Below are 25,327 nucleotides of genomic sequence, written 5' to 3' on the forward strand. Positions count from 1 at the left end.
CGGCCTCCTGAACGGGGCCGCCGCTACCGGTGTAGGCATGCGACTCCCGTGGGTACCTGCTTGACTCGTAGCGGGATGCCACAGCAGCGGGAGGTCCGAGCCATGAGCGATCAAGCCGACACCACCGGCGGCGCGGACGAGCTCGGCGCCACCGTTGCGGCACTGACCGCCGACGACATCGAGCCGGCCCGGCGACGTCAACTTCTCACCCGGATGGTCGGGCAGGCCCGCAGCCGGGGCATCGCCGACCTGTTCAAGCCCCGTGCGGCAATCCGTTGGATGGTCGACACGGTTACCGAGATCGCCCCGCACATCCCCGTGCGGGACCTGGCCACCCTGCGCCGGCACTTCCCCGGACTGGACGACGCCGCGCTGGCCGACCGCCTGATCCGCAATGCGGCCCGGACGACCGCCGGTGTCGGCGCGGCCGGCGGGGGAGTCGCCGCCGTCGAGTGGACTGTCGCGCCGACCCTGCTCTCCGCGCCGGTGCTGCTCGCCGCCGAGACGGTCGCCGTGGTGGCGGTGGAGCTGAAACTGGTCGGCGAGTTGCACGAGGTCTACGGCGTGCCGCTGGCCGAGAGCGGCGGCCAACGGACTGTCGCCCTGGTGCACTCGTGGTCCACCCAGCGCGGGGTCAACCCGATGGTGCCCGGTGTCGGGGTGGGCGCGGTGCTCGGCACCGCCGCCCGCAAGGAGCTGCGGGACACGCTGCTGCGACGCTTCGGGCGTAACCTCACCACGCTCGGGCCGTTCCTCACCGGTGCGGCGGTGGCCAGTTTCCTCAACCGGCGGGCCACCCGACAGATGGCCGAGCAGCTCCAGGCTGACCTGCGCCGACGCGGCATCGCCCGGCCAGCGCCACCATCGGCCCTGCCCGGCCCGCCGACGGGCACCTGAAACCGGCTGTACGCGTCGGGACGTCCCGCGCGTCGGCCGGCTGGATCAGGCCTGCTCGCCGGCCCGGCGGTCGGCGGGCGTCCGGGCGTCCCGGGCCGCCAACAGGGCCTCGGCCAGCTCCACCGGATGCCTGCTGCTGACCACCCAGAACGGCGTCGGGTCGGCCGGATCGTTGAGGACCACCTGCACAGCGCCGCTGATCCAGGGTCGCTGGACCACGAAGGCGAGCGGGTCCGCGCCCACCCCGAGCACCTCTCGGCGGCCGTCGGCGTCCAGCGCAATGACGTCGGCGACGAAGCCCACCGGCAGCCGGGCGTCGTCCACCTGCAGCTCGGAGTCGGTGACCGCGACGCGGATCCGGCCCAACCACCACAGCCCGGCCGCCGTGACCGGCAGCAGCACCGCGAACGGCATCCAGGCGCGTACGCCGGAGCCACCCATCCAGATCTCGACGGCGAGCAGGGCCGCGGCAAGCAACCCGGCCAGCCACAGCCACCAGGGCAGATCCAGCCGCTCGGCGTACGCCGGACGGGCCGCGGCCGATGGCCGACCGGCACTCGGGGAGGGCGACATGCTCACTCCTGCGAGGGTACGGCGCACGATGGCCCGGGTAACCGGCAGGATGGCAGGGTCACCCCGACAATCGGACGGAAGAGGGTCTCGTGACCGACGTCGTACCCGTGCCCGTGCGGCTGCTCGATGCGGAGCTGCCGCTGCCCGCGTACGCCCATCCCGGCGACGCCGGGGCCGACCTGGTGGCCGCCGCGGACGTGGAGTTGCCGCCCGGCGGCCGCGCGCTGGTGCCCACCGGCGTGGCCATCGCCCTGCCGCCGGGATACGTGGGCCTGGTCCACCCCCGGTCCGGTCTGGCGGCCAGGCTCGGCGTGACGGTGCTCAACGCGCCCGGTACGGTCGACGCCGGCTACCGGGGTGAGATCATGGTCAACCTGATCAACCATGATCGGGAGACGCCGGCGAAAATCTCCCGCGGTGACCGGATCGCGCAGCTCGTGGTCCAGCAGGTCGCCCGGGCTCGGTTCGAGCCGGTGGCCGAGCTGCCCGGATCCCAGCGGGGGACCGGTGGGCACGGCTCGACCGGCGGACACGCCGGGCTCGTACCGGCGCCGACCGGGCAGGATCGGGTCGCGCAGCGGGACGAGCTGGGCCGCGGGCGGACGGAAGAGGTGGCAGGGTGAGTGCGAACAGCGGAGGGTGGGCGCAGTGATCTTCTCCCGAAAGCGGGCCGGTGCCGGGCGGCACACCCGTGACGAGCGGGCCACCGAGGTCCTCGACGAGGGCACCGGTGGGTCGACGCCGGCGCTGGTGCGCGGGCCGTACGACATCTCCGAGGTCGACGACGAGGTGCAGCGGCTCGACCTGGGCAGCCTGCACATCCCGGCGGTCGCCGAGGTCGAGGTGCGGGTGCAGGCCGACCCGCAGGGCGTGATCCAGCAGGTGGTGCTGGTCCACGGCGACAACGCGCTGCAACTCGGCGTCTTCGCCGCCCCCCGCTCGGAGGGGATCTGGGACGAGGTACGCGAGGAGATCCGGCAGTCGCTGCTGCGCGACGGCGCCACCGCCGCGGAGGTCGACGGCGAGTACGGCCCGGAGCTGCACGCCCAGGTGACCACCCCGGACGGCCCCACCCACCTGCGGTTCGTCGGCGTCGACGGGCCGCGCTGGATGGTCCGGGGCGTCTTCCAGGGGCCGGTGGCCGTCGACCCGGCCAGCGCCGGGCCGCTCGCCGAGTGCCTGGACGGCCTGGTGGTCGACAGGGGGCAGGAGGCGAAGCCGGTCCGTGAGCCGCTGCCGCTGCGGCTGCCCCGGGAGGTCGCCGACCAGGCCGAGGAGGCGTCCGCCGCGTCCGAGTCGCGCCAGGCCTGACCGCCGCGCACCGATCCGCCGGAACCGGCCCCGTCGGCGTACGCTGGCGGAACGGTTCCGGCGTCGCCGGGGCGGTGCCCACTGCGGGCCGGTGAGCGTGGAGAGGGTGACGCGGAGGTCATGATGACCGACGAGAGCCGGGTGTCGCTGCGGCGCATCCTGCAACGGCTCACCGCGAGCGAGGCCGAGATCGACGCGCAGGAGCTACGTCAGGAGAGCGCCGAGTGCGGCGGTGTCCTGGCCCAGCAGTGCTCCCGTGGCCAGGTGGTCTCGGTGGCCGGGCGGCTGCGCACGGTGGTCTACACGCCGCGCACCAACCTGCCCACCCTCGAGGCCGACCTGTACGACGGCAGCGACGTCGTCACGCTGGTCTGGCTGGGTCGGCGGCACATCGCCGGGATCGAGCCGGGGCGACACCTGACGGCGCGCGGCCGGGTGGCGATGCGCGACGACCGCAAGGTCATCTACAACCCCTACTACGAGCTGGACTCGCCGAAGTGACGGCGCTGCGGACGGAAGGCCGGCAATGACGACGGGACAGCACCGGGCGGCACAGCCGGAGACGGGGCCTGAGGACGACGCGCCGCTGCCAACGGTGGCGGAGCAGATGGCCGACCAGCTCGGCGGCTGGCGGGGGCTCGTCGAGTCCAGCATCCCGGTGGTGGTCTTCGTCGTCGCCAACATCATCGGTGAGCTGCGGCCCGCCGTGATCGCGTCGGTGGCCGTCGCGGTGCTGATCGCCGGGCTGCGACTGGCCCAGCGCAGGCCGATCCGACACGCCGTCAACGGCCTGTTCGGCGTCGGCATCGGTGCCGCCATCGCCTGGCGGACCGGCAACGAGCGGGATTTCTACCTCCCCGGCATCCTCTACGGCATCGGCTACGGCGTCGCCCTGCTGATCTCGGCGGCCATCCGGCAGCCGCTGGTCGGCTGGATCTGGTCGGTGCTCGTGGCCAAGGGCCGCTCCGAGTGGCGAGACGACCCGAAACTGGTGCGCACCTTCACCCAGCTGACAGTGCTCTGGGGCGTGGTCTGGCTGGCCAAGGTGGGTGTGCAGGCAGGGCTCTACCTGGCCCACCAGGACACGGCGCTGGGCGTGGCCCGGTTGGCGCTGGGCTACCCGCCGTACGTGCTGCTGCTGCTCATCACGGTCTGGACGGTGCGCCGGGTCACCCGGGTGCCGGAGCCGTCCCCGCTGCCCGGCGCCTGAGCGCGCCCGGCCGTCCGTCCGGGGCGGCTCAGCGCGAGCCGCGGGTCCGTTCGACGCTGTCCGGGCCGAGGATCACCGCGCGGACGTCGTCCTCCACCTCGGCGGTGCAGACGAAGATCAGCTCGTCGCCGGCCTCGATGGGGTCGTCCGGGCTGGGCACCAGGACCCGCTTGCCCCGCAGGATCGCCACCAGCGCGGTGTCGCGAGGCAGCGGCACGGCGTGGATGGGCCGGCCGACGTACGGAGCGGTGGGCGGCAGGGTGATCTCGACGAGGTTCGCCTCGCCCTGACGGAACGTCATCAGCCGCACAAGGTCGCCGACGGTGACGGCTTCCTCGACAAGCGCGGCCATGACCCGGGGCTTGCTCACCGCGACGTCCACGCCCCACTGCTCGGTGAAGAGCCACTCGTTCTCGGCCCGGTTGACCCGGGCGACCACGCGGGGCACCGCGAACTCGGTCTTGGCCAGCAGCGACACCACAAGGTTTGCCTTGTCGTCGCCGGTGGCGGCGACCACCACGTCACAGCCGGCGAGGTTGGCCTCCTCCAGGCTGGCAAGCTCGCAGGCGTCGGCCAGCACCCACTCGGCGTCCGCCACCCGGTCCGGGCGCAGCATCCGGGGCTGCCGCTCGATCAGCATCACCTGGTGGCCGTTGTCGATCAGTTCCTGGGCGATCGAGCGGCCCACGTTGCCGGCGCCCGCGATGGCGATCCGCATGGCTCAGTGCCCCCCTTCCGGCGGCGCCGCCGCCACCGACGTGACCGACCCCACAATGTCGTCGCTGACCAGCATGAACGCCTGGTCGCCCTCCTGTATGACGGTGGAGGCGGTGGGCAGCGTGCCGATGCCGAAGCGGATCAGGTAGGCCACCCGCGCTCCGGACGCCTCCTCCAGCTTGCGCACCGGACGGCCGATCCAGTCCTTGTGCACAGGCACCTCGACGATCGACACGGTGCTCGTGGGGTCGCGGAAGATCTCCACGTTGCCCTCCGGCACCAGGTGCCGCAGCATCCGGTCGGCGGTCCAGCGCACTGTCGCCACTGTGGGAATGCCCAGCCGCTCGTAGACCTGCGCCCGACGCTGGTCGTAGATCCGTGCCGCGACCCGGGACACCCCGAACGTCTCCCGGGCCAGCCGCGCCGAGATGATGTTGGAGTTGTCGCCGCTGGAGACCGCCGCGAAGGCGTCCGCCCGCTCGATGCCGGCCTGCCGCAGCACGTCGCCGTCGAAGCCCGCGCCGGTCACGGTGATGCCGCCGAAGTCGGGGCCGAGCCGACGGAAGGCGTCGGCGTCCTGGTCGATCACCGCCACCGAGTGCCCTCGGGACTCCAGGCTGTGGGCGAGGGTCGAACCGACCCGGCCACATCCCATGATCACGACGTGCACGCTGTCCCTCCCAAGGTGCGTACCGCTGCCGCTGGCCCTTCCGTACGCATGGACGGCGGCCTTCGACTGCGAGCCTGCCACGTACCGGTCGGCAGCGGGGACCGACCGTACCCCGTCTCGCCGGACCGCCGTGATCGCCCACCCCCGCGTGATCGCCATGGTGGTCGTACCCTTGGCGTTCGTGGCCAGTCCCACCTCGCTGCTGAAGCGGCTGCTCCTCGGTCGACCGTTCCGGTCCGACCGCCTGCAGCACACCCTCCTGCCGAAGCGCATCGCGCTACCCGTGTTCGCCTCCGACGCGCTGTCCAGCGTCGCGTACGCACCCGACGAGATCCTGCTGACCCTCTCCATCGCGGGAGCCTCCGCGTACGTCTTCTCGCCGTGGATCGCGCTCGCGGTGGTAGTGGTCATGCTGACAGTGGTGGCCAGCTACCGGCAGAACGTGTACGCCTACCCGTCCGGTGGCGGCGACTACGAGGTGGCCACCGTCAACCTGGGCCCGAAGTTCGGCGTCGGCGTGGCAAGCGCCCTGCTCGTCGACTACGTGCTCACCGTGGCGGTGTCGGTCTCGTCCGGGGTGGCGAACCTCGGCTCGGTGGTGCCGTTCGTGGCCACCCACAAGGTGATGATCGCGGTGTTGGCGGTGGTGCTGCTGAGCGCGGTGAACCTGCGCGGTCTGCGCGAGTCGGGCACCGCGTTCGCCATTCCCACCTACGGCTTCGTGATCGTGATGCTCGGGATGCTGCTCACCGGGCTGGTCCGTGTGTTCGTGCTGGGTGACGACCTGCGCGCGCCGAGCGCCGACCTGGTGATCCAGGCCGAGCACAGCGTGACCGGTTTCGCGCTCGTCTTCCTGCTGCTGCGGACGTTCAGCTCGGGCGCGGCAGCGCTCACCGGCGTCGAGGCGATCTCCAACGGGGTGCCGGCGTTCAAGGCGCCGAAGAGCCGTAACGCCGCCACCACCCTGCTGCTGCTCGGCACCATCTCGGTGAGCATGCTGGTCGGGATCATCTGGCTGGCCCGGCTGACCCACCTCCAGTTCGTCGAGGATCCGGCGCTCCAGATCGTCTCCGGCCCCGAGGGCTACGTGCAGAAGACCGTCACCACCCAGCTCGGCGAGACGGTGTTCGGCTCCGGGTCGATCCTGCTCTACGTGGTGGCCGGGGTGACCGCCCTGATCCTGTTCCTGGCCGCGAACACCGCGTTCAACGGCTTCCCGGTGCTCGGCTCGATCCTCGCCCAGGACCGCTACCTGCCCCGGCAGTTCCACACGCGGGGCGACCGGCTGGCGTTCTCCAACGGCATCGTCTTCCTCGCACTCTTCGCGATCGTGCTGATCGTCGGCTTCCAGGCCGAGGTGACCCGACTCATCCAGCTCTACATCGTCGGCGTCTTCGTCTCGTTCACCGTCTCCCAGGCCGGCATGATCCGGCACTGGAACCGGCACCTGCGCACCGAGCGGGACCCGGAGGCGCGTCGCCGGATCCACCGCTCGCGGGCGATCAACACGTTCGGCATGGGCCTGACCGGCGCGGTGCTGGTGATCGTGCTGGTGACCAAGTTCCTGCTCGGCGCCTGGATCGCGATCGCCGCGATGGCGGTGATCTACCTGTTGATGCTGGCCATCCGCAGGCACTACGACCGGGTCGCCGTCGAGCTGACCCCGCCCGACGAGGGCCGGGCCGTGCTGCCCGCCCGAAACCACGCGATCGTGCTGGTCAGCAAGTTGCATCAGCCGACACTGCGGGCCATCGCCTACGCGCGCGCCACCCGGCCGGACACACTGACCGCCGTGACCGTGAACGTGGACGAGAAGGACACCCGCGATCTTCAGGCCGACTGGGAACGGCGGGAGATGGCCATCCCGCTCACAGTTGTCGACTCGCCGTACCGGGAGATCACCCGTCCGATCCTCGACTTCGTCGCCTCCACCCGCCGCAAGTCACCCCGCGACGTGGTCACCGTCTTCATCCCCGAGTACGTCGTGGGGCGCTGGTGGGAGAACCTTCTGCACAACCAGAGCGCGTTGCGCCTCAAGGGCCGGCTGCTCTTCGAACCGGGGGTGATGGTGGTGAGCGTGCCGTGGCAGCTCGCGTCGACGGCGAGCAAGAACCTGGACCGGCTGGACGCCACGCTGTCCCGTACCCCGGCGCGTGGGCCGCGGGGCACCGTGCCGCCGGACGTCATGTCCGCGTCGTCCGCCGAGGGCGGTCCGGTGGACAGCGGAACGGTCGGTAACAGCCGTGACTGAGTCGACAGCGGCAACTGCGGAGTCCGAGAGCGGCATTGCCGAGGCGGATCGGGTCGAGCTGACCGTCGACGCGGTCGCTCCCGGCGGGCACTGCGTGGCCCGGGTGGACGGGCAGGTGGTATTCGTCCGGCACGCGCTGCCCGGTGAGCGGGTGATCGCCGAGGTCACCGAGGTGCACAAGGGGTTCGTCCGGGCCGACGCGGTGACAGTGCTGGACGCCTCGCCGGACCGGGTCGAGCCGCCCTGCCCGTACGCGAAGCCGGGCGCCTGCGGTGGCTGCGACCTGCAACACGTCGCCCCGGAGGCGCAGCTTGCCTGGAAGACAGCTGTGGTGCGCGAGCAGTTGACACGCCTCGGCGGGCTCACCGACGCCGAACTCGACGAGCTCGGCGTACGGGTCGAGGCGCTGCCCGGCGGGCTGCTGGGCTGGCGCTCGCGGGTCCGCTACGCGGTGGACGCCGCCGACCGGGCCGGCCTGCTCAAGCACCGCTCGCACGAGGTGGTGCCGATCGACAGATGCCTGATCGCGCACCCGGCGATCCAGGAGCTGCCGGTGCTCACCCCGACCGGCGCGTCCTGGCCTGCCGCCGACGCGGTGGAGACCGTGGCCAGCACCGGCGGGGACGTGACAGTCGTGGAGGTCCGCGACGGGATCTCCATGCAGGTGAGCGGGCCGGCAGTGGTCCGTGAGGTGGCGGCCGACCGCTCGTGGACGCTGCCCGCGTCCGCCTTCTGGCAGGTGCACCCGGCGGCGGCCGACACGCTGTCCACGGCCGTGCTGGAGCTGCTCGACCCGCGTCCGGGCGAGGTGGCCTGGGACCTGTACGGCGGGGCCGGACTGTTCGCCGCCGGACTGGCCGCAAAGGTCGGTGCCGGCGGCCGGGTGACAGTGGTGGAGGCGGCGCCGCAGGGCGTCTCCGCCGCCCGACGTAACCTGGCCGACCTGCCCCGCGTCGAGGTCGTGTCGGCCCGGGTGGAGACCGCGCTGGCCCGCCGGCGGATCACCGGCCCGGTCGACGTGGTGGTGCTCGACCCGCCGCGCGCCGGGGCCGGCGCCCCGGTGGTCCGCGCCCTGGCCGCCGCCGGCCCGCGCGCGATCGCGTACGTGGCCTGCGACCCGGCGGCGTTCGCCAGGGACGTGCGTACCTTCGCCGGGTTGGGCTGGCGGTTGGCGGAGCTGCGCGGATTCGACCTGTTCCCGATGACCCAGCACGTCGAGCTGGTCGGGCTGCTGGTCCCCGGGCCGTAGATCATCACTCCCGACGTTCGGGGTGGGTCGACTCCGCTGCCTACCGGGGTACGCCCGGGTAGTCGGCCTGGCCGGCGATCTGCCCGCCGTCGGCGACCAGGTCGCTGCCGGTGACAAACTGCGCGTCGTCGCTGGCGAGAAAGAGCACCGTACGGGCGACGTCGTCGGGTTCCCCGACACGCCCCAGCGCGACACTGCTGGTCTCGAAGGTGACTCCCTTCGTCATCGGGGTGTTGATCTGACCCGGGTGAACCGCGTTCACCCGGATCCCGTACGCGCCCAACTCCAGGGCGGCGTTCTTCGTGAGACCGCGTACAGCCCACTTGGACGCGACGTACCCGGCCATCTGGATGATTCCGATTAAGGCGGCCACGGAGCCCATGTTGACGATCGAGCCGCCGCCGGCCCGCTTCATCGCCGGGGTCACGGCCTGGATGCCGTTGAAGACGCCGATGAGATTCACGTCCAGCACGCGCTGTAGCTGCGCCACGTCCCACTGCTCCAGGGGGGCGGGATCGACGATGCCTGCGTTGTTGACGAGGATGTCGACGCTGCCGAACCGCTCCTCCGTCCGTTGAACGAGGTCGGTCCACTGCTGCGGGGAGCGGACATCGAGCTTCTCGACCACTGCCGTCGGCCCGAGTTCGGCGGCAAGGGCCTCGGCCTCCGCGACGTTCACGTCGGCGATGACCACGTTGGCGCCCTCGCCGACGAGCCGCCGTACGGTGGCCGCGCCCATTCCCATCGCTCCGCCGGTTACCACTGCCGTCTTTCCTGCTACTCGTCCCATGATGAGTTCCTTTCGCTGGGAACCGGACCGCTCGACGCGGCCAGCGGCCGTGGGGCCAACGATAGCCAGCAGGGGGTGACTCGTCACCCTCTAGTGGCGGGTGACACATCACCCAGGTTGGATGGCTGTTCCTATCAGAAACCCGATTCCCCGCACTGGCTTGGGGTCAATAGGGCGGTGAGGTGGTGATACCTCAATAATCGAGGAAGACGGTTCGGGTGATGAGTCACCTCAGTGAGGGTCGACCCTCACTCCTCGAAGGGGTCGTCCTTGAGGTTGTCCAACACCGCCTCGGACATCACGGCCAGGGTGTCGAGCTGCCGAGGGCTCAGCACGTCGAGGAAAACCTCCCGCACGTACCGCAGGTGCAGGGGAGTCGCCCGGTCGATCACCGTGCGCCCTTCCCCGGTGAGCGCGATGTAGGTCCCCCGAGCATCATCGTCGGAGCTGCGGCGCTCCAGCAGGCCCCGGCGGATCATGCGGGACACCTGGTGGGTGAGGCGCGTCTTCTCCCACCGCAGGACCTCCCGCAGCTCGAAGACCCGCATCGGTCCGTCCCCGTGAAGCCGCAGACCGCTCAGAACGGCGAAATCCGCGAGGGAGATCCCCGCGTCGCGGAGCAACTGGCGGTTCATGTGCCGCCGGACGTCCTCCTGCATGACCAGGAAGCCGAACCAGGCGCGCTGCTCACGATCGTTCAGCCGTTCAGGCTCAGTCACCCCTCAACGCTACGGCAGGACGGTAGGCCGCCCTCGCTCCGGCGCGGACGAGGCGTCGCGAGGGCACGGCACCGCCGCTAGCCTGACGCCGTGAAGATCGTCGGGTTGATGTCGGGGACGTCGTACGACGGCGTGGACGTGGTGGCGGCGGAGTTCACCACCGAGGGGGACACCCTCTGGCTGCGGCCGTTGGGGCATCGCGAGCTGGAGTACGACGAAGCCCTGCGTGCCCAGATCGCCGCGCTGCTGCCGCCCGGGGCCACCACCATCGAGGCCGTGTGCCAGCTCGACAACCGCCTCGGCGAGGTGTTCGCCGATGCGGCGGCGGTCGGCCTCGAACTTGCCGGTGGCACGGCCGACGCGGTGGTCTCGCCCGGCCAGACGGTGTTCCACTGGATCGCCGACGGGGTGGCCCGGGGCACGCTGCAACTCGGCGCGGTGGCGCGGGTGGCGGCCCGGGTCGGCGTACCGGTGCTCAGTGACCTGCGCTCGGCGGACATCGCCGCCGGCGGCCAGGGCGCGCCGCTGGTGCCGGCGTTCGACTCGCTGCTGCTCGACGGCGCCGCCGGACCGCGTGCGGCCCTGAACCTGGGCGGCATCGCCAACCTCACAGTGGTCGCGCCGGAAGCCCCGATCCTGGGGTACGACGTCGGCCCTGCCAACGCTCTGCTGGACGCGGCGGCCCGGCGCTTCCTGGACCAGCCGTGCGACATCGACGGCGCGCGGGCGGCGGCCGGCCGGGCGCACGAGCGGCTGCTTGCCGACCTGCTGGCCGAGCCGTACTACGCGGCACCACCGCCCAAGTCCACGGGCAAGGAGCTGTTCCACGCCGGCTACCTGGACCGCCACCTGGCCGCGCTCGGCGAACCCGTGCCCGTGGACGACCTGCTGGCCACGCTCACCGAGCTGACCGCGCGGGTGGTGGCCGCCGAGTGCGACAGGCACCGTGTGGTCGAGGTCATCGCCGCAGGAGGCGGTGTGCGCAACCCCACCCTGCTGGGCCGGCTCGCCGCCCTGGGCGCCGGCCGGTGGACGCTGCGCGGCATCGACGAGTGGGGCGTACCCGCGCAGGCCAAGGAGGCGTACGCGTTCGCGCTGCTCGGCTGGCTGTCCTGGCACGGCCTGCCCGGATCGATCCCGTCCGTGACCGGCGCCACCCGGGGCACGGTCCTGGGCTCCTGGACACCTGCCGGCCCGGCGCACGGCGGTGCACCGACCGACAGGCCGCGCCGGCTGCGGATCCGGCTCTGAGCAGGGGTTCGGCCGGAGGGTGCGGGTGTGCCGGGCTCCGGCCGGGCTGCGAAGTACCGCCCGGCCGATAGACTCTGCGGTCATGAGTGTTGAAGAGGACACGGCCAACCACGGCCGGCTGCTGGGGACGGTTCGCGGTCCGCAGGACGTCAAGCGGATGTCGGGCGAGGAACTGGACGTGCTCGCCGCCGAGATCCGGGACTTTCTGATCGCCAAGGTCTCCCGCACCGGCGGCCACGTCGGGCCCAACCTCGGTGTGGTCGAGCTGACGCTGGCCATGCACCGCGTCTTCGACTCCCCCCGTGATCGGCTGCTGTTCGACACCGGCCACCAGGCGTACGTACACAAGATCCTCACCGGGCGGCAGTCCGGCTTCGACAAGCTCCGCCAGCGCGGTGGCCTCTCCGGCTACCCCAGCCAGGCCGAGAGCGAGCACGACCTGATCGAGAACTCGCACGCCTCCACAGCGCTCTCCTACGCCGACGGTCTGGCCAAGGCGTACGCCCTGCGGGGCGAGGCGCGCAGCGTCGTGGCAGTGGTCGGCGACGGCGCGCTCACCGGCGGCATGTGCTGGGAGGCGCTGAACAACATCGCCACCGCCGGCAACTCCCTTGTCATCGTCGTCAACGACAACGGTCGGTCCTACTCGCCGACGATCGGCGGCCTGGCCGACCACCTCTCCTCGCTGCGGCTCAACCCGGGCTACGAGAAGGTCCTCGACACGGTCAAGGACGCCCTCGGCTCCACCCCGCTCGTCGGCAAGCCGATGTACGAGGTGCTGCACGCGGTCAAGAAGGGCATCAAGGACGCCGTCGCCCCGCAGGCCATGTTCGAGGACCTCGGCATCAAGTACGTCGGCCCGGTGGACGGGCACGACGTGGCGGCGGTCGAGTCGGCGCTGCGCGCGGCGAAGAACTTCGGCGGCCCGGTGATCGTGCACGCGGTCACCCGTAAGGGCTACGGCTACCGCCCCGCCGAGGAGGACGAGGCCGACTGTCTGCACGGCCCCGGCGGCGCCTTCGACGTGGAGACCGGCGCGCTGCTGGCCGCCCCGGCGGTGAAGTGGACGCATGTCTTCGCCGACGAGCTGCTTGCCGTCGCCGACGAGCGGCCGGACGTCGTGGGCATCACCGCCGCTATGGCCGAGCCCACAGGCATCGCCAAGCTGGCCCGCAAATACCCCGAGCGGGTGTACGACGTGGGCATCGCCGAGCAGCACGCCGCCACCTCGGCGGCCGGGCTGGCGCTGGGCGGCCTGCACCCGGTGGTCGCCGTCTACGCCACCTTCCTCAACCGTGCCTTCGACCAGGTCCTGCTGGACGTGGCGATGCACAAGCTGCCTGTGACATTCGTGCTTGACCGCGCCGGCATCACCGGCCCGGACGGCCCCAGCCACTACGGCATCTGGGACATGTCGGTCTTCGGTGTGGTGCCTGGGCTGCGGATCGCCGCTCCCCGCGACGCCACCACGCTGCGTGAGGAGCTGCGCGAGGCGCTGGCCGTCGACGACGGCCCGACAGTCGTGCGCTTCCCCACCGGCACGGTGGCCGCGGACCTGCCGGCCGTACGCCGGGTCGGCCCTGTCGACGTGCTGGCCGAGTCGGCGCGTACCGACGTGCTGCTGGTGGCTGTGGGCTCCTTCGGTCAGCTGGGCATGGAGGTCGCCGCCCGGGTCGCCGAGCACGGCTACGGGGTCACCGTCGTCGACCCCCGCTGGGTTCGTCCGGTGCCGGCCGAGCTGGTCGAGTTGGCCGCCGGCCACCGGCTCGTCGTCAGCGTCGAGGACGGCGTCCGGGTCGGTGGCGTCGGCGACGCCCTCGGCCAGGCGATGCGGGACGCCGACGTCCGGGTGCCGCTCAAGGACCTGGGCGTACCGGCCGACTGGCACCCGCACGGCACCCGCGCGCAGATCCTCGCCGACCTCGGCCTGACCGCGCAGGACGTCGCCCGGAACGTCACCGGCTGGATCTCCGGCCTGGACGCCACCCCGGACCGCCTGACCCCCACCAGCACCTCAGCCCAAAACTAAATCCGCGACAACGACGACGGCGGGCTCCCCTGCAGGGGAGCCCGCCGTCGTCGTTCGCGCCTCTGACCCCGCGCCTCTGACCCCGCGCCTCTGACCCCGCGCCTCTGACCTCGCGCCTCTGACCCCGCGCCTCTGACCCCGCGCCTCTGACCCCGCGCCACCCGCACGCGTCGATCATGGAGTTGTGGTGCCCCGCAAAAGGGGTGAATCGCCAGTCATTGCCCACCACAAGTCCATGATCGACGAGGAGGTGGGTGGGACGGGGTGGCGCGGGCGCGCGCGGGCAGGGCAGGGCAGGGCAGGGCGCGCGCGGGGGAGGGTGGGGCGGCGGGGGTTAGCGGGGGCGGCGGGGGTTAGCGGGGGCGGCGGGGGCTTACTGAGCGGTAGTGGGTTTTGTCGGTGTTTGCCAGGCTGTAGGTCTGGGTGCGGGTCGGCTCGGGGATGACCACCAGGCCGGGGCGCTCCACGAGTTGGGGAGTTCCCGGCGGTACCGAGAGGGAGCTGTCCCGGGTGGCCCGCCAACTGAGCACCACAAGCGGCTGGCCGGGCATCGGCAGGTGGTACGTCTGCAACGGGGTGGCCCGGTCGGCAGGCGAGACCACCGGCGCGCTCCCGTCCGCCGGCCGGTAGACGACAGAGGTCATCGTGCCGGCGTCGGTGTCCCAGCTGAGCTGCTGCAACTCGGCGGGCTCGCCGCCGCCGAGGGCCACCTCGCCGAGCGAACGGACCGTGAGCTTCGCCATCGGCCAGGACGTCGGCACCGCACGAGGGGCGTCCCGGTCGCCGATCCGACGCGGAATGCTGCCGAAAGGACCCCGCTCACCGGCCAGCACACAGGTGTCCAGGCCGGTCAGCGCCCGCCGGCCGGCGCCGGACTCGTCGCGTACCAGGGGATAGCGCGGGTCGGTCGTGCCGGTGCCCAGGTCGAGCAGCCGGTCGGCGGCCCGCCCTCGCGGCAGCGATTCGGTGGCCCGCAGCGTCGCGGTCACCCCCACGGCCGTGCAGGCCGGTACGTCGGCAGGGGCGCTGAGCCCGTCGGTGAGGGGCAGCGCCCGGTCCTGCGGCCCGAGGAGTTGCTGCACCCGGGCGGAGACCAGGTAGCGCCGGCCGTCGGCTGTGTGCACCGGCAGCACGTCGGAGTAGACCAGGTAGCCCGGGTCGGTGTACTCGGTGGCCCGGGTCACCGCGTACCGGCCGCCGTCGCCGGTGAGTTGCAGCAGCCAGGACGCGCTCTCGCCGGGCACGTCGGCCGCCACCAGCGCGATGGGCGTGTCGTCGACCCGGCCGGAGAACAGGATGCCCGACGAGGGCAGGTGCGCCCGGTCGTCGATCGGTGAGCGCCAGGCGCGGACCGCGTCGGTGATCGCCGTCGTCGCCGCGGCGTCAGCGGCCAGATCGCCCCGTGGCGGCCACACCTTCAGCGTGCCGTCGAGGCTGTCGTAGCCCACCCGCAGGTCGCGCGGTGCCCGGTCGGCCACCGGACCGCAGGCGGTGGCGGCCAACAGTGCTGTCAGCAGGACGGCGAGCGTCGTGCCGTGCTGGCGGCCTGGAGTCACCTGAGACCCGCCCCCGATCGCCTCGCCGTCGTTTACGGAAAGCGCCATAGTACGAGATGTCCGGTGCAGCGCTTTCGCTGGCCGGCGACTGACGAACCATAGTGGACGGAGCCCTGGGGCTTTTAGTGCCGTTTCGTCGCTCGGGTAGACTCCGCCGACTGTGACGCCTGCCGAGTCCCGCGCCCTGTCCGCGCCGCACCCGGAGGCGGCAGTGGGTCCCGACGAGTCTGTGAGCCAGCACACCCGCCGCGCCTCCCCGACAACCACAGCAAGCAAGACCACCACAGCACGCGAGACCACCACGGCCAGCAAGACTCCCGTGGCCAGCACGACCCCTGTGGCCAGTGCTCCCGCTCCGGCCGCCGCCCCGTCCCGCACCGACACCGTCGAGCCCTCGCCGGCCGAAGCGCCGCCGGCCGACGTACCCGACGATGCCGCTGCTGCGGATGACGCCGTGGCGGCGCCGGCCGGACCGCGCCGACGGTGGTGGACCCGCTGGACGCGCCGCCGCCAGCACCTGGCGGTGGGCGGGCTGTTCCTGCTCGCCGCGCTCTGGGTGACAAGCCGGATCTGGCTGGACCCGGCCGGTCGGGTGGCGTCGCTCTACACCGGCGACCCGGCCCAGGTGCAGTTCTTCCTCGCCCACTCGGTACGCGTGGTGCTGCACGGCGAGTACCCGTTCTTCACCGAGCAGTTCAACTACCCCGACGGCGTCAACCTGATGGCCAACACGGCAGTGCTGGCGCTGGGCATCCCGATGGTGCCGGTGACCCTGCTGTTCGGGCCCGCGGTGTCCTTCGTGGTGCTCGTGACGCTCGGCCTCGCCGGCACGGCCACGGCCTGGTATCTCGTGCTGTCCCGCCACGTCGTAAGGACCCCGCTCGCGGCGGCGGCCGGCGGCTGGTTCTGTGGCTTCTCTCCGGCGATGCTCTCGCACGCCAGCTGGCATCCGAACATCATCAGCCAGTTCCTGCTGCCGTTCATCGTGTGGCGGGTGCTGGTGCTCACCCGGTCCCGCCGGCCGGTACGCGACGGGTTGCTGCTCGCGGTGCTCGTCACCGCGCAGGCGTTCATCAACGAGGAGATCCTGCTCTTCACGGCGATGGCCTGCGGGGTCTTCCTGCTCGCGGTGCTCGCCCAGGAGCCGGCCCGCTGGTGGGCGGCGTGGCGGCCCCTGGGCATCGGTGTCGCGGCGTGCACGCTGCTGGCCGGTTCGCTGCTGGCGTACCCCCTGTACGTGCAGTTCGCCGGGCCGATGGCGTACCACGGTCTCAGCGATGCGGTCCAGGACTACGGCAACGACATCGCCGCGTTCTTCGCGCCCGGTTCCCCCACGCTCGGAGGCAACCAGCGGGCAAACGCCAACCTGGCGCCGAACTACTCCGAGGAGAACGCCTTCTTCGGCTGGAGCCTCTCGCTGCTCGCCATCGCCATCGTGGTGTGGCTGCGCCGGGAGATGATCGTCCGGGCGCTCGCGGTGACCGGCGGCCTGTTCGCTGTGCTGTCCCTCGGTGAGCGGATCTCCTGGTGGGACCGGGAGCTGATCACCGGGCCGTGGCAGCTGCTGGTGCACCTGCCACTGCTGGACGCTGTGGTGCCGACCCGGTTCGGCCTGATCACCACGGTGGTGGTCGGGCTGCTGCTCGCGCTGGCCGTCGAGCGGGCCTGGGCGCTGCGCTCGGTCGAGCGGCGTACGGTGCGCACGCTCACCGCCGCCGGCCTGGCGTTCGCGCTGCTGCCGATCGCACCGATGCCGCTGCGGATGGTCTCCCGACCGCCGGTGCCGGACTTCATCACCGCCGACCGCTGGCGGACGTACGTCGGCCCGGACCAGACGCTGGTGCCGATCCCGGTGCCCAGTATGGGCAACACGCACGGCATGCGCTGGGCGGCGGCCACAAACCTCGACTTCAAGATCCCGGGCGGCTACTTCCTGGCCCCCCGCAACGGCAATACCGGTGACCCGGGCCGGTTCGGCGGCCGGCCCAGCGGGGTGGGTCAACTGTTGGAGGAGGTGGCGACCACCGGCCGGGCACCGAAGCTCGACGACAGGCAGCGTCGACGCTTCCAGGACGAGCTGCGGCACTGGCAGGCGGCGATCCTGGTGCTCCCGTTGCGTCAGCAGAACGTCGAGCCGCTGCGGCGTACCGTCGAGGAGCTTGTCGGTCCGGGCCGGCAGGAGCTGGACGTCTGGGTGTGGGATGTCCGGGCGCTGACGGACCGCTCGGTCTGATGGCCGCCGGAGCGTCGTCGTCGTCGGTGACGACGGCGACGGCCGGATCGGCGTCCACGCGCCGGCCCCGACCGGCGTGGCTGCCGGACGCGTTCGTGGTCGCCGGCTACGTCGGCCTGGCGCTGCTGCTGACCAGCGGCCAGTGGGGCCACCCCGGGCGGCTGTTCCACCAGGCCGGCGACCAGGTCCTCTTCGAGTGGATGCTGGCCCACGCGGCGCGTGCGGTCAGCGAGGGCGGGAACCCGCTCTACAGCACGGCGTTGAACGCACCGGACGGCGTCAACCTGATGGCGAACACGTCGGTGCTCGGCCTGGGTGTCCCGCTGGCCCCGGTCACGCTGCTGTTCGGCTCGCAGGTGGCGTTCTGCGTTGCTGTCGTCTGCTGCCTCGCCGGCACGGCAACGGCCTGGTACGCGCTGCTGCGCCGCCGCCTGGTCACCGCCCGGTCGGCGGCGGCGGTCGGTGGGCTGATCTGCGGCTTCGCCCCCGGCATGATCGCCCAGGCGGGGGCACACCTGCACATGGCCGCCCAGTTCCTCGTGCCGGCGATCCTCGCCCTGGTGTTCCGCCCCGCACCAGGACCCGGCGAGGCGTGGCAGCGCGCCGTGTGGCGATCCGGCGTCGGCCTGGGGCTGCTTGTCGTCTGGCAGGTGTTCATCGGGGAGGAGACGCTTGTCTTCCTGGCCCTCGCCTCCGGGGTGTTCGCGGTGGGCTACGCGCTCGCCGACCGGGCGGCGGCCCGGCGACACGCCCCGACCCTGTTCGGCAGGCTCGCTGTGGCGGCCGTCGTAGCGGTGGTGCCGCTGGCGTACCCGTTGTGGTTCCAGTTCCACGGCCCGCAGCACTACGACGGGATGGCCTTCGCCGCGCACGGTTTCCAGCTCGACGCGGCGTCGTTCACCGCCTCGGCCCGGCAGACAGTGTTCGGTGACAACTGGCTGCCGGGACTGCTGTCGCCCAACCCGACCGAGGAGAACTCGTTCTTCGGCCCCGGGCTGCTGGTGCTCGCCGTGGTCATCGTGATCTGGCTGTGGCGACGCCCGCTGGTCCGCGCGCTGGCCGGCTGCGGCATCGTCTTCGCCCTGCTCTCGCTCGGCACCGAGCTGCGGATCGACAGCACCGCCACCGGCATCCCCGGGCCGTACCGCCTGGTCGCCGGGCTGCCGCTGCTCGACCTCGCGGTGCCGGCCCGGTTCGCGCTGGTGTGCGTACCGGTGCTCGGCGTGCTCGTGGCGCTGTCGCTGGACCGGGTCCGGGCGGCGGCCGTGCAAGGACTGCCGGTACGCCTGCTGTGGGGTGGCGCGGTGGTAGCCGCGTTGCTTCCGCTGGTGCCGACGCCGATCCGGGCGATCCCGGTGGCGCCTGTGCCGGCGTTCGTCGCCGACGGCCGGTGGCGGCCGTTGGTGCCAGCGGGCCGGACAGTGGTGGCGGTGCCCCCGGTCACCGGCGCCGCGCTGAGCCCGGTGATGCTCTGGTCCGCCCGCACCGGGCTGGCATTCGAAGCGCCGGGCGGCTATTTCATCGGCCCGAGCGGCCCGGACGACCCGGCGGCGCGCTGGGGTGCGCCGGACCGACCCACCTCCGTGCTGCTCCGGCGGGTCGCGCAGACCGGCGCGGTGCCGGCGCTCACCGACGACGACCGCCGTCAGGCCGTCGAGGACCTGCGGCACTGGCGGGCCGCGATCGTCGTGCTCGGCCGGCTCGCGCAGGACGAGCCGGTGCGCCGGACCGTCGAGGCGCTGCTCGGCCCCGGACGCCAGGTCGACGGCGCGTGGGTCTGGGACGTCCGGGACCGGGTCGGCTGACCGTCGGGCAGCGCGTCAGTCCACGAGCGCGCGGACGTCCCACACCCAGACGTCGTCGACCCGCTGCGGCGGCCCGATCAGGGCGGTGACCAGCTCACGCAGCACCGCCTCGCGCGGATGCGCCCCGAGCACCACCACCGACGCCCGCCAGAACCGCAGGTCCTCGACGGCCTGACGGCGGTTCTCGTCGGTGATCGCCGGAACCGCACCAGCGTCCATCGTGGAGTAGATGAGGGTGCTGGTGGGCCGGTTCGGAGCGCCGAAGACGCCCTCGCCCAGCTCGTTCGGGCCGATGAAGTAGCCACCCGGGATGGGGAACTCGTGCCCGGTCAGCGCGCTCCACCGCAGCGTCGACAGGCCGTGCACGTTGCTCGGGATCGGCACCGGCACGAGGGTCCGGCCCTCCGGCACGTAGGGGCGCCAGCCGCCGGCGGTGATGAAGTTCGGCGGCGGGTCCACCTGCTGCGCCGGCAGCGGCCGGGGGAACAGCGGCAGCACCGCCAGCGCGACCGCCGCGTACCCCACCGGGCGCAGCCAGCGTCGACGCGACACGACCGGCGCGGGCATGGACGGCACGTCGGACTCCGCCGGCTCGCCGGTGCGCTGGGCCGGCACCTCGGGCCGGTCGGCCACCGGACGCCCCTGCCGGGCCGCCGCGTCCCAGGTCAGCGCCAGCAGTACGCCCAACGCGGCGGCCACCACAAGCGCCAACCGGGTCGGCATCATCATCTCGACAAGCGGCAGGTCGTCCGACACGTACGACCACGGGCCGGGCACCGTGGTCTCGACGCCGTTGAAGCGCACCCACGGCCCGATCGAGGCCACCGTGAAGACCACGACCAGCACCGCGATGATCCGGGCGGCCAACGAGCGGCGCACCAGCAGCACGAGCGCCACCACCGACAGCAGCACCAGTGGCCACCCGAACCAGGTGTTCTGCTCGGTCAACCCGATCGTCTTCTCCACCTCCGGGTTACCGGCCCAGGTGTCCCGGGCGAAGGTGACGAAGGCGACCAGGTCCTCGCCCCAGTTGTGGAAGACACCGCCCTGCAGGCCGCGGTAGGACTGCGGGCCGTTGAACTGGAACCAGATCGGGTACGCCGTCAGCAGTAGCGCCAGGCCACCGGCGACGCCGAGCCCGGCCAGGAACGAGCCGGCCGCGCGCCGCGCCGCCGCCGGGCGCTGCACGACGTACGCGAGCACGACGACCAGGCAGGCAAGCGCGGTGAGGAGCAGCATCTCCTCGTTGATGAAGATCTGGTACGCCACAAGCGCGCCGAGCACCAGCCCGTTGCGCCGCCACCGACCCGACTCGCCAAGCCGCAGCACCCGCACGACGATCAGCGGCAACAGGAAGTTGGACACGAAGTTGGGCTGACCGTTCGCGTGGTGGACGACGCCCGGCGCGAAACCGAGGAACGCGCCACCGACGAATGCGGCAGCTCGGGACTTCACCAGGTGCCGCGAGAGCATCCAGTACGCCGTGCCCGCAGTGGCCGCCAGGGCGCCGCCCAGGTAGAGCGCGTACGTGACCTGCGGGCCGAACAGCATTGTCAGCGGCGACAGCGGCAGGGTCACCCCGAGCAGCGAGGTGTTGGCCATCATGTTCACCCCGTCCGGGGCGTTCTGCCGGGCCGTGAACAGCGGGTTCTCCAGGTGCCGTACCGAGTAGGCGCCGTGGGCGAACAGCCACTCGAACCAACTGTGGTCGGTCGGCAGGTGCGAGGAGACCCGACCGGTCACGTCACCCCAGTAGTTGAGGCAGACGAAGACACCCAGCAGCACATAGGCTCCGAGGGCCAACAGGTCGGTTCGGGCCGGGCGGCGTCGAGGCCGCCGTGTCGGCTCGACCTCGGCCGGGTCGGCGTCGGTCACGGGATTCAGCGAGGGGTCTACCACCGGCACAGCCACGACGCGCCATCGTACAGGCGAGGTTGCGTCGCATTTGCCGGGCCGGTACGGCAGCGGCCGGTTTGCCGGGGCAGCCCGGTAGGTCGCACCCCGCCACGGAGGGACTGTCGTTGTCGATTATCGAGCTGGGCGAGGTCCGGGACGAGCCGGTATCGGCACCGCCGCCCCGCCGGCCGCGCGCCGCCGGCCGACCGCTGCGCAGCACCGGCGTACTGCTGCTGACCCTGCTCGTGCTCGCCGGCGGGGCACCGGCGCCCCGCCGGGCGGTGACGCCGGTGCCGACCGTGCCGGACGCCTCGGCGTACCTCACCGCCGCCGGCGTCGTCGTTGTCGACCCGACCACACCTGACGGCGAGCGGTACCTCACGGCGTACACCCTGCCCTCGGCGACCGGAGAGCAGGACCTGCGCCGCCGGTGGCGGGTGCCGCTGGCGCGAAGCGGTGACTATCTGGCCGTGTGGGCCGAGCGCGGGTTGCTGCTGGCCGTCGCGGCCACCACCGCTGAGGTGCTGGAGACCACCGCCTTCGACGCCGCCACGGGGCAGCGGCGCTGGCACCATCCGGGGCTCGTCCAGTGGACTGTCGACGGCGGCCTGCTTCTCGTGGACGACGCGGACGACGCGCCGGGCACGGTGAGCAGGGTGGCGCCCGACACCGGTCGGGTGCTCTGGTCGGTGCCCGTCCCACCCGGCAGCCCTGACTACCACGAGCGCGCCGGCCAGGTCGACCAGGTCGTTGTCGTCCAGCCGACCGGCGAACTACAGGTGTACGACGCCGGCACCGGCAAGCTGCTGCGGAGCGTGGACACGCTGCCCGGCGACCGGTCGGCGTTCCAGCGGGTGCAGGTCGTCGGCGACCTGGTGCTGCTCGTCCCGCCGGGCAGCACCCGGCTGGTCGCCTACAGCCTGCCCGACATCGCACCGATGTGGACGTCCCCGGTGCCGCTGGTGGCCTGGTCGGTGGCTTGTGCGGATCTGCTCTGCGCAGGCCTGCAGACCGGCGGCCTGCAGGCCATCGACGCCACCACCGGTGCCGTCCGATGGGCCAATCCCGGTCCGGACATGCTCGCCGACGTCCGGCAGGACCGGCTGTTGATGATGGGGCACGACCAGCGGTACGCGGTACGCGACGCGAAGACCGGGCAGGAGAGGGCGGATCTGGGTCGGTGGGGGCTTGTGAGCCGGATGCGCAGGGGCGACGACCTGATTGGCGTACGGTCGACGGTCGACGGTCGGCTCGTGGTCGCCGAACTGGACCTGGCCGCCGGCCGGGCGCGGACCCTGGACATCCTGCCGGGTGTGGCAGGCGGGTGCCAGGCGGCGCTGCCGGTGCTGCTCTGCCGGCGCCTCGACGGCTCGACGGCGCTGTGGCGGTTACACCAGTGACCGGCCCGCTGATCGACCTCGGCGAGCTGCGGCATGGGCCGGAAGCCGACCGGCTGCCTCGCCCGCCACTGGCCAAGGGGCGGCCCCTGCGCTGCGCATTGGTCCTGCTGCTCGTGCTTGTCAGCCTGGCCGGCGCGGGGCCGCACCCCCGGCGTGAGGTGTTGGCGCTGCCGGGCCGCCTCGGCGCCGACGCCCTGGTCACCAGTGACCTCTTCGTGCTCGTCGAGCCGCTCAGCGGGCCGGCGGCGCAGCGGCGGTTGACAGCCATCCGGCTGCCCGGCGGCGAGCCGGCCTGGCAGGCTTCGCTGCCGGCGGAGGGCCGATACTGGGGCATCGCCCAGCAGGGCGACATGCTGCTGGCCACCGGGCACGAGACCGGCCCGGACCGGCAGGGCACGCTCACCGTGGCGCTGGACCGCCGGACCGGGGCGTACCGCTGGCAGCAGCCCGGCAGCCCCAGCCTGCTCGCCGACGGCAACCTGCTGCTGCACTCCGTCGGCGACCAGGGGGGCACCCTACGGGCTGTCGACCCGTGCTGCGGCACAGTGCGCTGGCAGGTGCCCATCGTCGCGGGCGGCGATTTCAGCTTCCGCGACGGCGAGCACGGCGTGGACCGGGTGGTGCTCAGCCACGCGAACGGGCCCATCGAGGTCCTCGACGGGACCACGGGTGCCGTGCTGGCGCGCACCGGGCTGGCGGCACCCGTCAGTGGGGCGCGCACGGGTGTGCAGATAGTGGACGACCTGCTGCTCACCTTCGGCGGGTCCCCGACGATGATCACCGCGTACGGGCTCGACGGGCTGGACCAGCGCTGGCGTACACCCGCCGACGAGGCGCTGTACGCGTCGGACTGCGGCACGACCGTCTGCCTCCAGAACCGCTCCGGTGGGCTGCGGGTCGTCGACGCCGCGACCGGTCGGCCGCTCTGGGGCAGCGACCGCTGGGCGTGGGTCTGGCCGTCGGCAGGCCGGCTGCTGGCCACCAGTGTGAGCAGCGCCGGGCCGGGTGCGGAGCAGCTCTCCGTGCTCGACCCGCAGACCGGCCGGGTGCTCGCCGATCTGGGTCGCTGGGAGCTGGCCCAGTTCCCGTGGGGCGGCCCGACGATCGGCGTACGCAGTCATCCCGACGGCGGTCTGCTCGTCGCTGAGCTGGACGTCCGGGCGGGCACGGTCCGGTTGCTGGACGTGCTGCCGGACACGGCCGGCGAGTGCCAGGCGGTGCTCACCGGACAGATGCTCTGCCGTCGGCAGGATGCCTCCTTCGCGCTGTGGCGGTTGCCCGGCTGACAAGCGGCGAGCCGATCGACGGCGGACGATGGTTGTCGGCTGGCAAGGGATTGCCGGCGGTCGGCGGCGAGGAGGGCGGGAGGCGGTTACTGGTGGTGAAGGACCAGCGACCTGACGGCTCGACCGCGTTCTGGCGGTCTCGGCCGTGACCGGTCCGGTGATCGACCTCGGCGAGTTACGGCACGGTCCGGACCCGGACCTGTTGCCCCGCCCACCCCGTGCCAACGACCGGCGGCTGCGCTGCGCGCTGCTCCTGTTGCTCGTCTTGGTCACCGTCACCGCCGGTGCCGCGCTACCGCCTCGACGGACCGTGGTGACGCTGCCTGCTCGGCTCGGCGCCGATGCGCTTGTCGACGATGACCTCTTCCTGATCGTCGAGCCGGCAAACACATCGGCGCGGCAGGGGCGGTTGGCCGCGTACCGGCTGCCCGGCGGCGCGCCGGCCTGGCAGGCGCCGTTGTCGGCCGAGGCCCGGTCCTGGCGCATCACCCCGCTGGCCGGGATGCTGCTGGTCACCGGCTACGAGATCGGGCCGGTGGGCCGGGAAACGCTCACTGTGGCGCTGGACCGGGCAACCGGGGCGCTGCGGTGGCAGCAGCCGGGCAGGGCCATCGCGTTGGCTGACGGCAACCTGCTGCTGCACTCCGGCGGCCAGACCGAAGTGAGCAGCCTGCGTGCTGTCGATCCCTGCTGCGGCACCGTGCGCTGGCAGTTGCCGCCCACAAGTGCCCAGATCAGCTTCCGCGACACCGGGCACGGGGTGGACCGGGTGGTGCTCAACCCGGTGAACGCGCCGGTCGAGGTACGCGAGGCGAGCACCGGCGCGGTGCTGGCCAGTGCCAGCCTGCTCCCACCCGACGACGGGCCGCTCGGGCTCGAGGCGATGGAAGACCTGCTGCTTGCCGTCGACAGAGGCTCGGCCACTGTCACCGCGTACGGGCTGGATCGGCTGGACCGGCGCTGGACACGTACGACCGGCCCGGTCGAGTTCGCGGCGAACTGTGGCCCCGTTCTGTGTATACGCACCGGTGGGGGCGAACTACTGGCGATCGACCCCGAGACCGGCGGGCTGCGCTGGCGTACCGACCGCTGGTCGTGGGGCTGGCCGTACGACGGCAGGCTGATGGTGAGCGTCAGCGGTCCCGGTCCGATGGTGCGGTACCTCGTTGTCGATGCACTTACCGGCGAGGAGCTGGCCGACCTGGGCAGATGGGAGCTGTACCAGGTCGGCGACGCCCGCCGGATGGTCGGCTTACGTGGGTATCCCGGCGGCGGGCTGCTCGTCGGAGAGTTGGATGCCCGTGCCGGCAAGGTACGCGTCCTGGACGTCCTGCCGGACGCCACAGGGGATTGTCAGGCCATCACGGGTCACGTGCTGTGCGCCACAGCTAACAGTTCGTACCAGCTGTGGAACCTGCCCGACTGATCACCGGTCGGCCGGATGGACGAGCAGCCCGTACCGCCGCAGTGGCCCGCGACGGCGA

21 protein-coding genes are annotated in these 25,327 nt (G+C 72.3%); 14 read left to right on the plus strand and 7 right to left on the minus strand.

All coding sequences use genetic code 11. The features are described 5' to 3' along the window. Nucleotides 1-102: 102 nt before the first annotated feature. Nucleotides 103-897: a hypothetical protein gene (locus ACPXB1_RS19910; RefSeq protein WP_355597917.1), complete on the plus strand. Its 795-nt coding sequence runs from the start codon at nucleotides 103-105 to the stop codon at nucleotides 895-897. Between the two features lie 45 nt (nucleotides 898-942). Here ACPXB1_RS19910 and ACPXB1_RS19915 read toward each other — a convergent pair whose 3' ends face one another. Continuing rightward, nucleotides 943-1,470: a DUF3093 domain-containing protein gene (locus tag ACPXB1_RS19915; RefSeq protein ID WP_355597919.1), complete on the minus strand. Its 528-nt coding sequence runs from the start codon at nucleotides 1,468-1,470 to the stop codon at nucleotides 943-945. Between the two features lie 89 nt (nucleotides 1,471-1,559). Between ACPXB1_RS19915 and dut the strand changes: the two genes are divergently transcribed. The 4 genes from dut to ACPXB1_RS19935 all read left to right on the plus strand — a co-directional run bounded on the left by dut (nucleotide 1,560) and on the right by ACPXB1_RS19935 (nucleotide 3,991). Continuing rightward, nucleotides 1,560-2,093: a dUTP diphosphatase gene (dut, locus tag ACPXB1_RS19920; RefSeq protein WP_355597921.1), complete on the plus strand. Its 534-nt coding sequence runs from the start codon at nucleotides 1,560-1,562 to the stop codon at nucleotides 2,091-2,093. Nucleotides 2,094-2,118: 25 nt separating this feature from the next. Continuing rightward, entirely contained in the window at nucleotides 2,119-2,781 is a 663-nt protein-coding gene (locus ACPXB1_RS19925; RefSeq protein WP_355597923.1) for a DUF3710 domain-containing protein, read from the plus strand. 120 nt (nucleotides 2,782-2,901) lie between these two features. Further along, entirely contained in the window at nucleotides 2,902-3,282 is a 381-nt protein-coding gene (locus ACPXB1_RS19930; RefSeq protein ID WP_355597925.1) for an OB-fold nucleic acid binding domain-containing protein, read from the plus strand. A 25-nt stretch (nucleotides 3,283-3,307) separates the two neighbouring features. Continuing rightward, entirely contained in the window at nucleotides 3,308-3,991 is a 684-nt protein-coding gene (locus tag ACPXB1_RS19935) for a DUF3159 domain-containing protein (RefSeq protein WP_355597927.1), read from the plus strand. A gap of 28 nt (nucleotides 3,992-4,019) precedes the next feature. Here ACPXB1_RS19935 and ACPXB1_RS19940 read toward each other — a convergent pair whose 3' ends face one another. Both ACPXB1_RS19940 and ACPXB1_RS19945 read right to left on the minus strand, forming a co-directional pair. Then, on the minus strand, nucleotides 4,020-4,709 hold the full coding sequence (locus tag ACPXB1_RS19940) for a potassium channel family protein (protein WP_355597929.1): 690 nt from the start codon (nucleotides 4,707-4,709) through the stop codon (nucleotides 4,020-4,022). Nucleotides 4,710-4,712: 3 nt separating this feature from the next. Beyond that, nucleotides 4,713-5,378 carry a potassium channel family protein gene (locus ACPXB1_RS19945; RefSeq protein ID WP_355597931.1) on the minus strand — a complete coding sequence of 222 codons (666 nt, stop codon included), beginning with the start codon at nucleotides 5,376-5,378 and terminating at the stop codon, nucleotides 4,713-4,715. 181 nt (nucleotides 5,379-5,559) lie between these two features. Between ACPXB1_RS19945 and ACPXB1_RS19950 the strand changes: the two genes are divergently transcribed. Continuing rightward, the gene (locus tag ACPXB1_RS19950) at nucleotides 5,560-7,629 is read left to right on the plus strand and encodes an APC family permease (RefSeq protein ID WP_355597933.1); all 2,070 of its coding nucleotides are present in this window, start codon (nucleotides 5,560-5,562) and stop codon (nucleotides 7,627-7,629) included. Further along, nucleotides 7,622-8,878 carry a class I SAM-dependent RNA methyltransferase gene (locus ACPXB1_RS19955; RefSeq protein ID WP_425735632.1) on the plus strand — a complete coding sequence of 419 codons (1,257 nt, stop codon included), beginning with the start codon at nucleotides 7,622-7,624 and terminating at the stop codon, nucleotides 8,876-8,878. Before ACPXB1_RS19950 ends, ACPXB1_RS19955 begins: the two co-directional genes overlap by 8 nt. A 40-nt stretch (nucleotides 8,879-8,918) precedes the next feature. On the opposite strand, the gene ACPXB1_RS19960 is transcribed toward ACPXB1_RS19955, so the two are convergent. Next, complete coding sequence (locus tag ACPXB1_RS19960) at nucleotides 8,919-9,668, minus strand: SDR family NAD(P)-dependent oxidoreductase (protein ID WP_425735633.1); 750 nt, start codon at nucleotides 9,666-9,668, stop codon at nucleotides 8,919-8,921. Nucleotides 9,669-9,916: 248 nt separating this feature from the next. Beyond that, nucleotides 9,917-10,387 (minus strand): MarR family winged helix-turn-helix transcriptional regulator, encoded by a 471-nt coding sequence (locus tag ACPXB1_RS19965; RefSeq protein ID WP_355597939.1) that lies wholly within the window; start codon nucleotides 10,385-10,387, stop codon nucleotides 9,917-9,919. Nucleotides 10,388-10,477: 90 nt separating this feature from the next. Here ACPXB1_RS19965 and ACPXB1_RS19970 point away from each other — a divergent pair, with 90 nt between their 5' ends. Together ACPXB1_RS19970 and dxs are read left to right on the plus strand one after the other, a co-directional pair. Beyond that, a complete protein-coding gene (locus ACPXB1_RS19970) occupies nucleotides 10,478-11,638 on the plus strand; it encodes an anhydro-N-acetylmuramic acid kinase (protein WP_425735634.1) in 1,161 nt (386 codons plus the stop codon). An 82-nt stretch (nucleotides 11,639-11,720) separates the two neighbouring features. After that, on the plus strand, nucleotides 11,721-13,667 hold the full coding sequence (gene dxs / locus ACPXB1_RS19975; RefSeq protein WP_355597943.1) for a 1-deoxy-D-xylulose-5-phosphate synthase: 1,947 nt from the start codon (nucleotides 11,721-11,723) through the stop codon (nucleotides 13,665-13,667). A 353-nt stretch (nucleotides 13,668-14,020) separates the two neighbouring features. Here the strand turns inward: dxs and ACPXB1_RS19980 are convergent, their stop codons facing one another. Then, nucleotides 14,021-15,223 carry a hypothetical protein gene (locus ACPXB1_RS19980; protein ID WP_425735635.1) on the minus strand — a complete coding sequence of 401 codons (1,203 nt, stop codon included), beginning with the start codon at nucleotides 15,221-15,223 and terminating at the stop codon, nucleotides 14,021-14,023. 160 nt (nucleotides 15,224-15,383) lie between these two features. Here ACPXB1_RS19980 and ACPXB1_RS19985 point away from each other — a divergent pair, with 160 nt between their 5' ends. Together ACPXB1_RS19985 and ACPXB1_RS19990 are read left to right on the plus strand one after the other, a co-directional pair. Further along, the gene (locus ACPXB1_RS19985; protein ID WP_425735636.1) at nucleotides 15,384-17,456 is read left to right on the plus strand and encodes a hypothetical protein; all 2,073 of its coding nucleotides are present in this window, start codon (nucleotides 15,384-15,386) and stop codon (nucleotides 17,454-17,456) included. Beyond that, the gene (locus tag ACPXB1_RS19990) at nucleotides 17,456-19,261 is read left to right on the plus strand and encodes a hypothetical protein (RefSeq protein WP_355631344.1); all 1,806 of its coding nucleotides are present in this window, start codon (nucleotides 17,456-17,458) and stop codon (nucleotides 19,259-19,261) included. The genes ACPXB1_RS19985 and ACPXB1_RS19990 overlap by 1 nt, the downstream gene beginning before the upstream one ends. A gap of 15 nt (nucleotides 19,262-19,276) precedes the next feature. Here the strand turns inward: ACPXB1_RS19990 and ACPXB1_RS19995 are convergent, their stop codons facing one another. Further along, nucleotides 19,277-21,166, minus strand: a complete 1,890-nt coding sequence (locus ACPXB1_RS19995) for a hypothetical protein (protein ID WP_355631347.1) — start codon at nucleotides 21,164-21,166, stop codon at nucleotides 19,277-19,279. A gap of 116 nt (nucleotides 21,167-21,282) precedes the next feature. Here ACPXB1_RS19995 and ACPXB1_RS20000 point away from each other — a divergent pair, with 116 nt between their 5' ends. The 3 genes from ACPXB1_RS20000 (at nucleotide 21,283) to ACPXB1_RS20010 (ending at nucleotide 25,269) form a co-directional block, all read left to right on the plus strand. Next, nucleotides 21,283-22,557, plus strand: coding sequence for a PQQ-binding-like beta-propeller repeat protein (locus ACPXB1_RS20000; protein WP_355597947.1), 1,275 nt, complete (start codon nucleotides 21,283-21,285; stop codon nucleotides 22,555-22,557). Continuing rightward, the gene (locus tag ACPXB1_RS20005; protein ID WP_425735637.1) at nucleotides 22,554-23,843 is read left to right on the plus strand and encodes a PQQ-binding-like beta-propeller repeat protein; all 1,290 of its coding nucleotides are present in this window, start codon (nucleotides 22,554-22,556) and stop codon (nucleotides 23,841-23,843) included. The genes ACPXB1_RS20000 and ACPXB1_RS20005 overlap by 4 nt, the downstream gene beginning before the upstream one ends. 145 nt (nucleotides 23,844-23,988) lie before the next feature. Next, entirely contained in the window at nucleotides 23,989-25,269 is a 1,281-nt protein-coding gene (locus ACPXB1_RS20010; protein WP_425735638.1) for a PQQ-binding-like beta-propeller repeat protein, read from the plus strand. Nucleotides 25,270-25,327 lie beyond the last annotated feature (58 nt).

The sequence above is a fragment of the Micromonospora sp. DT68 genome (assembly GCF_049847245.1).
Classification (GTDB): Bacteria; Actinomycetota; Actinomycetes; order Mycobacteriales; family Micromonosporaceae; genus Micromonospora; species Micromonospora profundi.

Bases quoted from the DNA above. Each gene is read 5' to 3' on its own strand.
- dxs (WP_355597943.1), top strand. From the start codon at position 11,721: ATGAGTGTTGAAGAGGACACGGCCAACCACGGCCGGCTGCTGGGGACG.
- ACPXB1_RS19935 (WP_355597927.1), top strand. From the start codon at position 3,308: ATGACGACGGGACAGCACCGGGCGGCACAGCCGGAGACGGGGCCTGAG.
- ACPXB1_RS19990 (WP_355631344.1), top strand. From the start codon at position 17,456: ATGGCCGCCGGAGCGTCGTCGTCGTCGGTGACGACGGCGACGGCCGGA.
- ACPXB1_RS19910 (WP_355597917.1), top strand. From the start codon at position 103: ATGAGCGATCAAGCCGACACCACCGGCGGCGCGGACGAGCTCGGCGCC.
- ACPXB1_RS19930 (WP_355597925.1), top strand. From the start codon at position 2,902: ATGATGACCGACGAGAGCCGGGTGTCGCTGCGGCGCATCCTGCAACGG.
- ACPXB1_RS19940 (WP_355597929.1), bottom strand. From the start codon at position 4,709: ATGCGGATCGCCATCGCGGGCGCCGGCAACGTGGGCCGCTCGATCGCC.
- ACPXB1_RS19960 (WP_425735633.1), bottom strand. From the start codon at position 9,668: ATGGGACGAGTAGCAGGAAAGACGGCAGTGGTAACCGGCGGAGCGATG.
- ACPXB1_RS19915 (WP_355597919.1), bottom strand. From the start codon at position 1,470: ATGTCGCCCTCCCCGAGTGCCGGTCGGCCATCGGCCGCGGCCCGTCCG.